The following is a 12,866-nucleotide window of genomic DNA, read 5'->3' on the forward strand; positions in this document are numbered from 1 at the left end:
GTCTTCATCATGATTTGCGACGATTCAACATAAAAGCGGTACGTGCTAAGTAAGTAGCCGCCGCTCTACCAGTTGCCAGCAATGGCACAGCAACGTAAGCGTCCAACAGATCCGTCTAGCATTTATTCCTAAAGCGCATTAACAAGGCAGCGGTAGCAGTTCATCAATCCGGCTGTTTGGATGCGTCGGTAATTTTTCGAGTGTGCCTTTAAGCCATGCCAAAGGTTCTATGCCATTGGCTTTCGCGGTGGCGAGCAGGCTTTGAATGGCGGCAGCTTGTCGGCCTGCTCGTTCAGAACCGGCGAAGAGCCAGTTCTTTTTGCCAATGGCAATAGGGCGAATGGCGTTTTCAATCGGATTATTGTCGATTGGCAGATGACCGCTATTGGCGTAGCGTTCAATCGCGCTCCAGCGTTTGAGGCTGTAGTCGATGGCTTTGGCGAGACTGCTGCCATCGGCGCTCTGTTGGCGTGTGTGAATCAGCCAGGCATGCATCGCTTTGAGTTCTGGCAGCGCCTGTGTAGCACGTCGTTGTTGTCGTTGTTCGATACTGTCGCCTTTACCCTCGGCCTCAATGTGATACAGCTTTGCAATGCGTGTAAGTGCCTCATTGGCAATCGGATGCCCATTGGCGGCGTGCAGGTCGAAGAATTTGCGACGGGCGTGCGCCAGGCAGGCCAGTTCGGTGATGCCCAGCGCGAACAGGGCTTTGTAGCCGGCATAATCATCCACCATAAGATGGCCTTGCCAATGCCGCAGAAACGCGCGCGCATGACTGCCACTGCGTCCGGTTTGGAAATCGAACACGATGATGGCAGGCTGGTCTTCTAAGGCATTGCTGCGATATGCCCATAGATAGGCACGCTTGGTCTTACCATTGCCGGGGTCGAGCAGCGGCACCGGGGTTTCATCGGCATGCAGCACTCGTCCTTGCTTGAGTATTTCTGCCAACCGGTCACTGAGCGGTTGCAGGGCGACGCCAATCCGTCCTACCCACTCGGCCAGTGTGGAGCGGGCAATGCCAACACCGTGTCGACTGCTGATTTGCTCAATCCGATACAGTGGTAAGTGATCGAGATATTTTTGAATTACCACCCATGCCAATAATCCTGGTGCCGCCAGACTACGATCGATCACTGCCGGGGGAATGGCTGCTGCGGTGACTGTCTCACAAGCGCGACAGGCGTATTGAGGGCGAATATGCCGATGCACAAAGAAGCGTGCTGGTTCGACGTCGAGTTGTTCACTGATGTCTTCACCGATCTTGATCAGGTCTTTGCCGCATTGAGCGCAGGTGCAGCTTTCTGGCTCATGACGATGTTCAATGCGCGGCAGTTCCGCTGGCAGTGGCCTACGTCCGGTAGGGCTTGGCTTACGTGGTGTTGTCGCTGAAGATAATTGGGCAAGCTCGGCCTGCATCGCAGCCAGGTCGCTTTGTTCGCACTCTAAAAACAGGTCGCGTTGTTGTACCGTAAACGCTTCGGCTTTTGCGCTGAATTTGAGACGTTTGTGATACGCCAGTTCTAAAGTCAAGGCTTGAATTTTGCATTCTTTGACGTGAAGATCGTGCTCCTTGCGACGTAATTGATCCTGCAAAGCAGCCTTCTCCGCCTGTGCCAGTCCGGCCCCATTCAACTGCGCCATCACCCATTGAGTCAGTGCGGGGTCAGCGTTGAATTGGGCGAGTTTGGTGGCGATATCCATGCACGAAAGTATACCTCGCCCGACCGAAAGTTAACAGGGGGAGGCATCCCTTTTTATACGCGCCAATTCGATTGTGGCGACGCATTAAGTCGGGGCCAGTCAACGCCCGTGGTGAGCCATTGCCATTCTTCGTTCGACAAGACACACGCCGCATCATGGCTCTGCGGCCAGACGAAGCGAGCTTTGTGCAAGCGTCGCATACATAACCAAACACCGGTGCCATCCCAGATCAATAGCTTGATGCGGGTGCTATTCTTGTTACGAAATGCATAGGCACTGCCATCGCAAGGTGGCTTACCCAAACTTTCTTGTACATGCAGGGAAAGTCCGTCAACACCGCTGCGCATATCGATCGGTTCGACAGCGAGATACACCTGTGCCGGAGTCAGTGGCAGGCTCATGGTAGTTGCCGCAGCAATTGCGCCAACACGGGTAAGTCAACATGGTTAGAAATAGTCACCTGCCAACCGGCCGGGCTGCACAAGACAATCTCGGGAAGTGATGCCCTGATCGACACCGGCACCAACTTGCAAGGCTTCATGGCTGGCCGCGGCGATGTCGATGCGATTGTCGTGAGGGAGGTGTGCTTAGCTTGAGAAACTACTGACGATTTTACAGCGGGTGTGGCAAGTGTGACGCTTTGATCAATAACGATGGAAGCGAGGCGTTTGCGCCAGGTATAAAACGTGGAGTAGCCGATGGCTTCACGTCGACAATACGCGCTCAGTGATAAGCCGCTCTCAGCCCAGTGCTGCTGATGCTTAGTCCAAAACGCCACTTTGAGAGGATTGAAATTCATGCTAACTCCAGATCATTGAAAGAGTGGAGTGTCACTTATAACGTTCTCAATTCCCAGATGGTTACGTTGGACGCTTACACAGCAACCACCACAAAAGTAAACCAAGCACACCGCCAACACGCATATCCCATGCGCCTCGCAGGCCAGCATGCTTGAAGAAGCGCATGGAATATGCGCGTTGGCAGGGTGTGGTTTTAGATTTCGCGCAAAAAGAAAAATCCGCCCGATTACGCTGCGCTAATCGGACCTACGCGACCGGTCCGGTCTCCTGATTGCGCTCACAGAGCAAAAAGAAGCTAGCCATCACTGACGCCGCACCTCTTGCACCCCACTCACTTCGCGTATCACTGCCAGCGCTTTTTGCAGTTGTGCGGTGCCGCCGATTTCGGCGGTAAATGACATGCGGGCTTGCGACTTGGCGCTTTGCGTATTGACCCCGATGACATTGATTTTTTCGCGTGAAAAGACCTCAGAAATATCTCTGAGCAGCCCCTGCCGGTCTTGCGCCAGTACAAAAATATCTACCGGATAAACGGTCTCTTTGCCATGCTCGCCCCAGGTGGTGTGGATCACCCGCTCCGGTGCCTTATTGCGCATCTCGGCAAAATTTTTGCAATTTAAACGATGGATAGAGACACCCTTGCCGCGCGTCACAAAACCGACGATATCGTCCGGCGGTGCTGGTTTACAGCAGCGCGCCAATTGCGTCATCAAGCCATCGGTGCCGACCACCAACACGCCCGATTTAGCGCCGCGCGTGACGCTCGATGCCTTGCTTTTATTGGTGATACTGATTTCATCCAGCACTACCGGCTCTGGCTGATCGCGCAAGACGTTTTCTATCTGGCGCAGGCTAAACTCTTCTTTGCCTACCGCCAAAAACAAATCATCGACATTGGCAAAGGCCAGTTTGCGCGCCAATTCATCGAGATTAACCGCGGTCTTGCCCTCACGCTGCAAGGTTTTTTCGACCAGGGCACGGCCGTTACCTAGCGTCTCTTGCTGATCAATCAGGTTAAACCATGCGCGGATTTTGCTGCGGGTGCGGCTACTGGCCGAATAATCTGCGCCCATCCAATCGCGTGAAGGCCCGGTTTGATTCGAGCCGACTTTGAGTGTGATGATCTCTACCGTTTGACCGTTTTTCAAAGCGGTATTCAGGGGCACCATGACATTGTCGACGCGCGCACCACGGCAACGATGGCCGACATCGGTATGCAAATGATAGGCAAAATCGACCGGCGTGGCACCGCTAGGTAGCTCGATCACACGCGCCTGCGGGGTTAGCACATAGATGCGGTCGTCCAGCGAGGCCGCCTTGATTTTTTCTACCCATTCACGCTGTAATTCTTCTTGCCCGACCACCACATCGGCAACCTCGGATTTCCAGGCCAAAAGTTCGCGTAGCCAGGCGATCTTACTATCGTATTCTTGCGCCGAGAAGTTGGAGCCGCCCGCTTCTTTATAGCGCCAATGTGCCGCCACTCCATATTCGGCAAATTGATGCATCTCGCGCGTACGGATCTGCACCTCTAGCGGGCGGCCATCTTCGACCACCACCACGGTGTGCAGAGATTTGTAGCCGTTCGCTTTCGGGCGCGAAATATAGTCGTCAAATTCTTTAGTGATCGGGGTCCAGGCGTTATGCACGATGCCCAGCACGGTATAGCAATCCTTGACGTCATCGACGATGACACGAAACGCGCGCACATCGTACAACTCGTCGAAGTTGACGTCCTTGCCGCGCATTTTTTTCCAGATGCTATAGATGTGCTTGGGCCGACCCGAGACTTCGGCCTTGACGCCGACTGCCGCCAACTCTCTCTCTAGTCTGGCAATCGCCGTGACCACGAAACTCTCGCGCTCCAGGCGTTTTTCTTCCAGCATTTTGGCGATGCGTTTGTACTGAACCGGCTCTAAAAAGCGGAAAGATAAATCCTCCAGCTCCCATTTCAGTTGCCAGACCCCGAGGCGGTTCGCCAATGGCGCATACAAGTCCATGGTCTCGCTGGCAAATTGCTGGGCCAGACCATCCTCGCGCTTGCAATCGGCAAAATAGCGCAGCGTGGTCACGCGCGAAGCGAGGCGCACCAGCACCACCCGCATATCGGTCGCCATCGCCAATACCATCTTGCGCAGGGTTTCCATTTGGGTCGCCATTTTTTCGGCAGCGTCTTTGCCGCGGCCTACATCGTGCTGAGTCAGCGCGGCATCGCGCAGGCGCATCAGGCGACGTATGCTAGAAACCAAATTAGCGATCTCGTGACCAAAGCGCGCTTCGATCTGCTCGGCAGCGTGCGGATTGAGCTCGGGCAATTCAAACAGCAGGCCAGCGATACGGGTATCGACATCGGTTTTTAGCATGGCCAGAGTGGCGACTACGCCCTGCACAAATTGCAAGGCGTTTTGCTCAGTAATGACACTGCAATTTTCGTAGTAAGGGGTGACAAATTCCAGGGCCGCCATGACCCTTTCAGACTCTGACTCGGACAAGCCCTCCAACAAGGGAGAATCTGAGGATGTCGCTGAGATCGATACCATAATTATTTTTTCAAACTATTCTTAGGCCTAATTAAGCCCACTAATGCCACTCTCCCTACTTCTGGATTATGGCAAATCTTCCGCTACAGCGATGGCGAACGCCGGGCTGTTGTTCGCATATTGCTGACTATTTTTGCGCGGCAGTCACCACCACCTCGATACGCCATGCGGCATTCGCCAAGGCGGCCTGTACCGTGGCACGTGGCGGCGTATGACCAGCAGCGACCCAGGCGTCCCACGCCTGATTCATGCCGCCTATGTCATTGATGTCGGTCAAAAAAATCTGGCACATCAAGATCTGCGTTTTATCGCTACCCGCTTCTGCCAATAATCTATCCACATGCGCCAGCACTTGCTCGGTCTGGCCAACGATGTCTTGGCTGACATCATCCGGTATCTGCCCGGCCAGATACACGGTGCGATTAAAGATGGCGGTCTCAGACAAACGCGGCCCTACATGTAACCTTTGAATACTCATTTTTGTTCCGATACAAATAAAATGCAAATTAGATTAATTTAGTAAAAATTCTCTGGCCACGGCGATTTGATCGTCCTGCACAAAGGTCGGTGCATGGCCCACCCCTGGCAACTCAATTAATTGCGGGCGCGGACCGCGCTGGGTCATCTGCTGCGCCGCCTCGGCGGTTAATAAATCAGATTCACTACCGCGCACCAGCAAGGTCGGGCAGCGTATTGCATCGTAAGCCTGCCACAGCATGGTTTGCGCTGCCGCTGCCAACTCTGGCGTGGTGTTCTTGACCGGTATCGCCAGACCTAAATCGTAGTGGCGTATCCACTGCCCCTGAGCGTTTTGCTTTAACACGTCGCTCGCTAATTTATTCCATTGCTGCTCGCTATGCGGACCAAACGAAAGAGAAATTGAACGGATATAGGCAGCCGCCTCATCAAAGCTGGCAAAGCGCACATCCTGGCCTATGTACTCACCGATGCGCGCGATCGCCTCTACATTGAGCGAGGGTCCGACATCATTCAAGACCAATTTTCGGATAGGCGTATCCGGCAAAGATGCCAGCCCCATGCCTATCAAACCGCCCATCGAGGTACCAAACCAATCTAGGGTTTCGGCGTTGACGCGCGCCAACAGCGTCACCATATCGCTGACGTATTGCGGAATTTGATAGTGCAGCGGATTACGCAAGCCGCCTGATTGCCCGCGCCCGACAACATCGGGACAAATCACGCGATACTCGTCGGCCATGGCGGGCGCCAGCACATCAAAGTCATCCGCTACACGGGTAATCCCATGCACGCAGATTAAGACCTTGGAATTGGCAGGATCGCCCCATTCTTTATACGACATCTGGTGCAGACCTGCGGGCGACAGACATTGCACTGATTTGCGGATGGCTTGCATAAGGAACCTTTCGGCGCATTGATCAAAAGAAGCTAGTAGTTTTACTAGAACTGTAATTAAGACCACATTTTACTAGGCGTTAGACTTAAAATCACAGAACAGCTTTCACGCGGTAAATTTTTCATTTATTCAACAATTCTACAGGAGTCACGATGTCCGCTCTCACACTAAAAGACAAAACTGCATTAGTTACAGGATCTACTTCAGGAATAGGATTGGGGATAGCCCGCAGTCTGGCCGCTGCCGGCGCCAATATCATGCTCAATGGCTTTGGCGAGCTAGAGCAAATCAATGCGATCCGCGCCGACCTGGAAAAAGAGTTTGGAGTCAAAACCGCTTACCACAATGCCGATATGAGCCAGGCTGCGCAAATCGCAGCCATGATGGAAGTGGCCATGCAAGAGTTCGGCGGCGTCGATGTGCTAGTCAACAATGCGGGGATACAACATGTGGCCAATATTGAAGATTTCCCAGTTGAAAAATGGGATGCCATCATCGCCATCAATCTCACTTCCGCCTTCCATACCACACGTTTGGCGCTGCCCTCCATGAAGGCCAAAAACTGGGGCCGCATTATCAATTTAGCCTCGGTGCATGGCCTGGTCGCCTCGGCGCAGAAATCAGCCTATGTGGCGGCCAAACACGGTCTGGTCGGCTTCACCAAAACGACCGCACTCGAGACTGCCCACACTGGCATCACTTGCAATGCGATCTGCCCGGGTTGGGTATTGACACCCCTGGTGCAAAAACAAGTCGATGCACGCGCACTTGCAGAGGGACTCAGCAATGAAGACGCTAAAAAGTCTTTGCTAGCCGAAAAACAACCGTCTGGTGAGTTTGTGACCCCTGAACAACTCGGTGCGCTGGCAGTATTTTTTTGCAGCGAAGCCGGCAATCAAATCCGTGGCGTGGCCTGGAATATGGATGGCGGTTGGGTCGCGCAATAAGTACTTGCAAAACAGCTGCAAAACATCTACTCAACAGTTGTTAAGCACTGTTTAAACACTGGGTGAGCTAGAGTAAGCGCAGTTATCTTATTTTGCAGTTATGCAGCCTGCTACGAAAACCATTAAAAACAAAAACCTCTCAAAGGAGGCACAGAAACACGGAGACACGGAGACAAAACGGAGAACTTCCCGGCTTTCCCCTGGGAATCTCTGTGCCTCTGTGCCTCTGTGTTGAGTGGTTTTGATTTTCTTCATAGACGACTGAATACTTAGCTTATTTTTTTAAAACTGTTGTATTCCCTTACACTTTTCTACGCTACATCCTATAGTAAGCCATCGTCCTTTCTTTTATGGAGTTTGCCATGTCGCTATATCGCAAAATGATTCCTCTCTCTCTTCTCTCGGCACTCATTGCATCGCTCGCCTTTGGCAATGCCTACGCCGCGGGCAAAATGAAGCCTGGCCTGTGGGAAATGCACATGCAATCGGATGAGATGAAAAATATGCCGCAAATCTCGCCCGAGCAAATGGAGCAAATGAAAAAAATGGGCGTCAAAATGCCCACCATGCAAGATGGCGGCATGGCGGTAAAAGTCTGTGTCAGCAAAGAAATGTCCGAGCAAGAACAGCCACCGCTGGCGCAGAAACAGCATTCCGGATGCACCCCGCAGAATATGAAACAAAACGGCAATGAGTATTCTATGGAGCTAGTCTGCGACGGCCCCGAGCTCAAAGGCATAGGCATGGTAAAAGGCAGTTACAACGGCAGCGACAGCATGCGCTCTAGCTATGACTTCAAAGGCGTATCGCACGGCAAACCCATGACGCAGCACATGGAAAGCAAGGGCAAATGGCTAGCCGCCGATTGTGGCGATGTCAAGCCAGCGGGCGTAATGCCGAAGAAGTAAGCTCCCCCAGCTAAGCCGATAAAACTAGGGTTTAAGGGGGAGTATCATCCTCCCCTACCAGCTTGCGCATATCCCATATGCGCAAGCCAAATAGCCAAGCCGATACTCCCCCGTGGTATCCGTAAGTTTCAGAGAAAATCCCGACGATAATGTGGATGGTTTTGCTAGCCATGCCATGAGCTTGCGGCATGTCTAGTAAGCGACGCCTATACCGCTTACGAACGCGGCTAACTATTTGGCGCTAAAGATTTTTAGTTAGGACTCCTTTACAAATAATTAAACGAAGGCTACAATTCGGCATGAACTCACCATCACCATCACCATCACCATCACCATCACAATCGCCATCCCCGTGGGATACCACACCAGCGATCAGCGTACGCATAGTCAGCGCGATATCTCGCATCGCCAATGTACTACGCTCGGGTGCCTGGCAGTTTGCTACCGCTGAAGGCTTAAATCCGACGCAGGTCGATATCTTGCAAATACTATTAAGCCGTGATGCGGGTGTGCGCTTATCCTGGATCGCGCAACAGCTAGGCGTCACTGCGGCCAGCGCCAGCGATTCAGTCGCTTCGCTTGTGGCAAAAAAACTGGTCGAAAAAGGCCGGGCCTCGGATGACGGACGCGCAATTGCGATCTACCTGACGGCTGAGGGGCGGCTGCTGGCAAAAAAAATAAATAGCGCGATGTCTTTCGCTTTTGATGCGGTGAATGAATTACCGCAGACGTCCCAGCAAGCCATGTTTGAAGCTCTGCTGGCCTACATAGGAAAACTTCAGCAAAGCGAGCGTTTCCCAGAGATTCGCGCCTGTGTGACGTGTCAGCATTTTGCCGCGAATAAACATAAAAATGAGCTGGCACCACACCACTGTAATTTGGTCAATGCACCACTGCCGCACATGCTACTGCGCTTAGATTGCGAAGAGCACGCGCCAGCAGAGCCTGCAACGGCTACATTAAATTGGAAGAAATTAGAAAAAATGTCCCTTTGATTGAGTTCAATTATTGAGCTCAATAATTGAGTTACATCATTAATTTTAATGATGTACTCGCAGGGCAATGCCTAACGCAAGTTTGGCATTTTTTAAGCCTCATGTAATTAGGACTCCTATTTTAAATGCGAAGTTTTTAGGCTCACACATCGCATCGCAAACCCCGAGCCACCCTTGAAATACCAACCAATTAAAAGGACACAGCATGAAACTCAAACTGACCCAAATCGCGGCAATCCTTACGCTCGCCTCTTCAGCGCAGTTAGTCGCAGCACATGAGCATAGCGGTGGCATCGCGACAGCAGCGACACCTACAGTGCAGGCCGCTTTTGACATCTTTCATACCAAGATCACGACAGCAGGCAATATCGCCACTTTCCATATTGCCGTCTCTGGCAAGGCAGGAAAAAACAAACCAAACAAAGTCGGCAAGTTGGCCGGTAGCACAGTGTTTTCTTATGTGTGGCCCACGACGATAGATCCCTCTGCCGTCGGCTTCGAGGAAAAAAGTGGCATCTTGGCCTTCGCGGTCACCTCGCATCCGGATTTCAACGACACACCTTTATTTGCCGGTGGCGGTGGCGAATGGCATTCTCATTGGGTGGTCTTGCAAGCCGATCCGGTCTGTGGCAAAGACGCTTTAAAAGTAGTCGATATACCCGAGGGCAGCAAACCTAAGCTGCCAAAAACCTGGCCAGGTTTACCGATCTTGATTGATAGCCCGGGCTGGAACCCAGTTTTCAAAGGCAACACGCTGGAAGTCAAAGTCCCATTTGACGACATCGGCGTTGTCACAGCGGCCAATTTCGATGGCGTGACCGCTGCCTTGCGCGTCAACGCGAGTGTCCATGCGCCTTTGCTATGCGTTGCCGATGTCTTCAAAGTCGCCTCAGGCAAGCTGTCCTTGCCGGGAAAAGTAAACCAATAATTGGCTCGACAGAGCAGCATCAATCGATCAAGCAATCTATCGGTAAATGCTTACGGTTCAGCCCGCTATGAAGAAAGTCAAAACCACTCAACACAGAGGCACAGAGGCACAGAGATTCACAGAGGAAAGCAAGGCAGTTCTCCGTTTTTCTCTGTGTCTCTGCGCCTCCTTTGAGAGGTTTTCGTTTTTTGAATAATTTTAATAATAGGCTGAATAGTTACGGTAAATGTATCGTCTGCGGAGTACGGCTAAGCGTCCGACTCCGCAGCTTTCACCCATCAAAATGCCAGAGGACACTATGTTAAAGATGAATACGCCAGCGCCAGAATTAAGCATTTCTACTTGGATCAACAGCCACGCGCCGATCACACTGGCCGAACTGAAAGGCCGCGTGGTCGTCATACATGCGTTTCAAATGCTGTGTCCCGGCTGTGTCTCTCACGGGCTGCCGCAAGCGAGCGCCATTCATGCTGCATTTCCACAGACAGAGCTGGCGGTGATCGGCATCCATAGCGTGTTTGAACATCACGAGGCGATGAATGCGTATGCACTCAAAGCCTTTGTCCATGAATACAAAATAGCTTTCCCTATCGGCATCGATACCCCAGACACGGTCAGTGCGATTCCCCTCACGATGCAAAGCTATGGCATGCGCGGCACCCCAAGTTTGATCGTTTTGGACCGCTTAGGCATGGTTAGACTGCATCACTTTGGGCGCTTAGATGATTTGCGCCTAGGTGCACTGATAGGGCAATTATTGGCAGAATCGCCCACTCCTAAAGAGCAAAAAATCGAGCCTGCCCAAGACTTAAACTTGGGTGCCAGCTGCACCACAGTATCCTGCCAGATTCGCTAAACCAAGCCGAAAACCTAGCATTAAGGGGGGAGTATCGCCCCCCCTATCGGTTCGCGCATATTCTACGCGCGCAATTTAGCACGCATGGCACATACCCTGCCCCAGTATCTACAGGCAACCTAGCCCCAACTACCTGCGCATCAGCCTAGCCCTAACTGCGTTAGCGATGCATTAGCGATGCGATTAATGGAGCGACAACGGCGAACACCAACAGCGCAAGCGCAGCACTAGCTTGGCCGTCACCCAAAGCACTGATTGACCAAGCTGATCAGTTAGACGCATACTCATGCGCGCGGATTTCGCTTATTTACCGTTCCTAGCTTATTGCTCACGTTTTTGCTCAACTATTATGCTCAACTATCACACGCTAGAAACCCTGCGCAGTCATCATCCGGCCTGGCGTTTGCTCAATTCTCCGCATGCGCCCTTAATTGCCAGTTTCTTGCAAAGGGTGTTTGTGATGCCGAATGTGCGCGTGCTTGCGGCGCTTGATCTGGCCGAGATGTTGGAAGACGATCTGTATGTTTTGCGTGAGCAATTGGGTGAGCAGGCGTTCCCTAAACGTAGTCTGGAGTATTTGAACGATTGGGCGGGCAATGATAAAGGCTGGCTGCGTAAGTTTTATTTAGCCGGTTCAGACGAAGCCCAGTTTGATCTTAGCCCGGCCAGCGAAAAAGCGATTGCCTGGCTAAGTAGTTTGCAAGAGCGTAGTTTTGTCGGTACCGAGTCGCGCCTGCTGACCCTGTTTGATCTGCTCAAGCAAATGCAGCAAGGCAGTGAAACTGATCCCGAAAAGCGTATCGCCGAGCTGCAAAGAAAACGCGATGAGATCGATGCCGAGATGACGCGCGTCTTGAGTGGTGACGTCGCGCTACTCGACGATACGGCGGTGAAAGATCGCTTTCTGCAATTTAACCAGTTAGCACGCGAGTTGCTGACCGATTTTCGTGAAGTTGAGCAAAATTTTCGCCTCTTAGATAGGCGGGTACGTGAGCGCATTGCCTTATGGGACGGGTCCAAAGGTGCTTTGCTTGAAGAAATTTTGAAAGAAAGCGATGCCATCGCCGATTCCGATCAAGGTAAAAGTTTTCGTGCCTTTTGGGATTTTCTGATGTCGAGCCGACGCCAGGAAGAACTCGGCAGCCTGCTCGACTATGTCTTAAATTTAGCACCGGTGATCGCACTCAAACCCGAAGCACGTACCCGTCGCATCCATTATGATTGGCTGGAAGCGGGCGAGCATACACAAAGAACGGTGGCGCAACTATCCCAGCAACTACGGCGTTTTTTAGACGATAAGGCCTGGTTAGAAAATCGCCGCATCATGGATATTTTGCACGGCATAGAATCCAAAGCACTGGCCTTACGTCAAGCAGCGCCGAGCGGCAACTTTACCGAGATGCCTGAGTTAGCCGCCGAAATAACACTGCCAATGGAGCGACCACTCTACACGCCCAGCATAAAAAGCCTCATCCGGCAATGCGTCTTAACGATGGGGGATGAAAGTCTCGATGCCAGTGTTTTGTACGCACATATCATTGTCGATAAAGCACAGTTGGCGCACAATATACGGCATGCCTTGCAACTAGAGGCGCAAGTGAGTCTGCAACAAATTATCCAAAATACTCCATTGCAACATGGTCTGGCCGAACTTATCGTCTATCTGCAACTGGCCAGCGATGCTTTTAGCACGGTGATCAACGAGGAGCAGCGTGATTGCATACGCTGGCACGCTTTAGGCAAAGACGGTGAAATAGTGGAAAAAAGTGCTGAATTACCGCGTGTTATTTTTGTTAGATGAACGCATTTAAAG

Annotated in this window: 12 protein-coding genes; 6 read left to right on the forward strand and 6 right to left on the reverse strand. The window is 52.0% G+C overall.

What is annotated here, in order from left to right; genetic code table 11:
- Positions 1 to 138 precede the first annotated feature (138 nt).
- From tnpC to EJN92_RS01525, 6 genes are all read right to left on the reverse strand, one after another.
- Complete coding sequence (tnpC, locus tag EJN92_RS01500; RefSeq protein WP_126126216.1) at positions 139 to 1,704, reverse strand: IS66 family transposase; 1,566 nt, start codon at positions 1,702 to 1,704, stop codon at positions 139 to 141.
- A gap of 53 nt (positions 1,705 to 1,757) precedes the next feature.
- Positions 1,758 to 2,105 (reverse strand): IS66 family insertion sequence element accessory protein TnpB, encoded by a 348-nt coding sequence (gene tnpB, locus EJN92_RS01505; RefSeq protein WP_126126217.1) that lies wholly within the window; start codon positions 2,103 to 2,105, stop codon positions 1,758 to 1,760.
- Positions 2,102 to 2,503 carry an IS66 family insertion sequence element accessory protein TnpA gene (gene tnpA, locus EJN92_RS01510; protein ID WP_126126218.1) on the reverse strand — a complete coding sequence of 134 codons (402 nt, stop codon included), beginning with the start codon at positions 2,501 to 2,503 and terminating at the stop codon, positions 2,102 to 2,104. Before tnpA ends, tnpB begins: the two co-directional genes overlap by 4 nt.
- Positions 2,504 to 2,806: 303 nt before the next feature.
- Positions 2,807 to 5,044, reverse strand: a complete 2,238-nt coding sequence (locus tag EJN92_RS01515; protein WP_126126219.1) for a RelA/SpoT family protein — start codon at positions 5,042 to 5,044, stop codon at positions 2,807 to 2,809.
- Positions 5,045 to 5,171: 127 nt separating this feature from the next.
- Positions 5,172 to 5,522 carry a RidA family protein gene (locus tag EJN92_RS01520; protein ID WP_126126220.1) on the reverse strand — a complete coding sequence of 117 codons (351 nt, stop codon included), beginning with the start codon at positions 5,520 to 5,522 and terminating at the stop codon, positions 5,172 to 5,174.
- A gap of 33 nt (positions 5,523 to 5,555) precedes the next feature.
- A complete protein-coding gene (locus EJN92_RS01525; RefSeq protein WP_227869653.1) occupies positions 5,556 to 6,419 on the reverse strand; it encodes an alpha/beta fold hydrolase in 864 nt (287 codons plus the stop codon).
- A 152-nt stretch (positions 6,420 to 6,571) separates the two neighbouring features.
- Here EJN92_RS01525 and EJN92_RS01530 point away from each other — a divergent pair, with 152 nt between their 5' ends.
- The 6 genes from EJN92_RS01530 (at position 6,572) to EJN92_RS01555 (ending at position 12,854) form a co-directional block, all read left to right on the forward strand.
- On the forward strand, positions 6,572 to 7,366 hold the full coding sequence (locus EJN92_RS01530; protein ID WP_126126221.1) for a 3-hydroxybutyrate dehydrogenase: 795 nt from the start codon (positions 6,572 to 6,574) through the stop codon (positions 7,364 to 7,366).
- Positions 7,367 to 7,728: 362 nt separating this feature from the next.
- The gene (locus tag EJN92_RS01535; protein ID WP_157984287.1) at positions 7,729 to 8,274 is read left to right on the forward strand and encodes a DUF3617 domain-containing protein; all 546 of its coding nucleotides are present in this window, start codon (positions 7,729 to 7,731) and stop codon (positions 8,272 to 8,274) included.
- Positions 8,275 to 8,573: 299 nt separating this feature from the next.
- Positions 8,574 to 9,269 carry a MarR family winged helix-turn-helix transcriptional regulator gene (locus tag EJN92_RS01540; protein WP_126126223.1) on the forward strand — a complete coding sequence of 232 codons (696 nt, stop codon included), beginning with the start codon at positions 8,574 to 8,576 and terminating at the stop codon, positions 9,267 to 9,269.
- Positions 9,270 to 9,474: 205 nt separating this feature from the next.
- Positions 9,475 to 10,197 carry a hypothetical protein gene (locus tag EJN92_RS01545; protein ID WP_126126224.1) on the forward strand — a complete coding sequence of 241 codons (723 nt, stop codon included), beginning with the start codon at positions 9,475 to 9,477 and terminating at the stop codon, positions 10,195 to 10,197.
- A gap of 298 nt (positions 10,198 to 10,495) precedes the next feature.
- Positions 10,496 to 11,053, forward strand: a complete 558-nt coding sequence (locus tag EJN92_RS01550; RefSeq protein ID WP_227869654.1) for a redoxin domain-containing protein — start codon at positions 10,496 to 10,498, stop codon at positions 11,051 to 11,053.
- A gap of 346 nt (positions 11,054 to 11,399) precedes the next feature.
- Positions 11,400 to 12,854 carry a DUF3375 domain-containing protein gene (locus tag EJN92_RS01555; RefSeq protein ID WP_126129704.1) on the forward strand — a complete coding sequence of 485 codons (1,455 nt, stop codon included), beginning with the start codon at positions 11,400 to 11,402 and terminating at the stop codon, positions 12,852 to 12,854.
- Positions 12,855 to 12,866 lie beyond the last annotated feature (12 nt).

This window comes from Undibacterium parvum (assembly GCF_003955735.1).
Lineage (GTDB): Bacteria > Pseudomonadota > Gammaproteobacteria > Burkholderiales > Burkholderiaceae_D > Undibacterium > Undibacterium parvum.

Excerpts from the sequence above, each read along its gene's own strand:
- EJN92_RS01530 (WP_126126221.1), top strand. The coding sequence starts at position 6,572 with ATGTCCGCTCTCACACTAAAAGACAAAACTGCATTAGTTACAGGATCT.
- EJN92_RS01545 (WP_126126224.1), top strand. The coding sequence starts at position 9,475 with ATGAAACTCAAACTGACCCAAATCGCGGCAATCCTTACGCTCGCCTCT.
- tnpB (WP_126126217.1), bottom strand. The coding sequence starts at position 2,105 with ATGAGCCTGCCACTGACTCCGGCACAGGTGTATCTCGCTGTCGAACCG.
- EJN92_RS01535 (WP_157984287.1), top strand. The coding sequence starts at position 7,729 with ATGTCGCTATATCGCAAAATGATTCCTCTCTCTCTTCTCTCGGCACTC.
- EJN92_RS01515 (WP_126126219.1), bottom strand. The coding sequence starts at position 5,044 with ATGGTATCGATCTCAGCGACATCCTCAGATTCTCCCTTGTTGGAGGGC.
- EJN92_RS01540 (WP_126126223.1), top strand. The coding sequence starts at position 8,574 with ATGAACTCACCATCACCATCACCATCACCATCACCATCACAATCGCCA.
- tnpA (WP_126126218.1), bottom strand. The coding sequence starts at position 2,503 with ATGAATTTCAATCCTCTCAAAGTGGCGTTTTGGACTAAGCATCAGCAG.
- EJN92_RS01520 (WP_126126220.1), bottom strand. The coding sequence starts at position 5,522 with ATGAGTATTCAAAGGTTACATGTAGGGCCGCGTTTGTCTGAGACCGCC.
- EJN92_RS01525 (WP_227869653.1), bottom strand. The coding sequence starts at position 6,419 with ATGCAAGCCATCCGCAAATCAGTGCAATGTCTGTCGCCCGCAGGTCTG.
- tnpC (WP_126126216.1), bottom strand. The coding sequence starts at position 1,704 with ATGGATATCGCCACCAAACTCGCCCAATTCAACGCTGACCCCGCACTG.
- EJN92_RS01550 (WP_227869654.1), top strand. The coding sequence starts at position 10,496 with ATGTTAAAGATGAATACGCCAGCGCCAGAATTAAGCATTTCTACTTGG.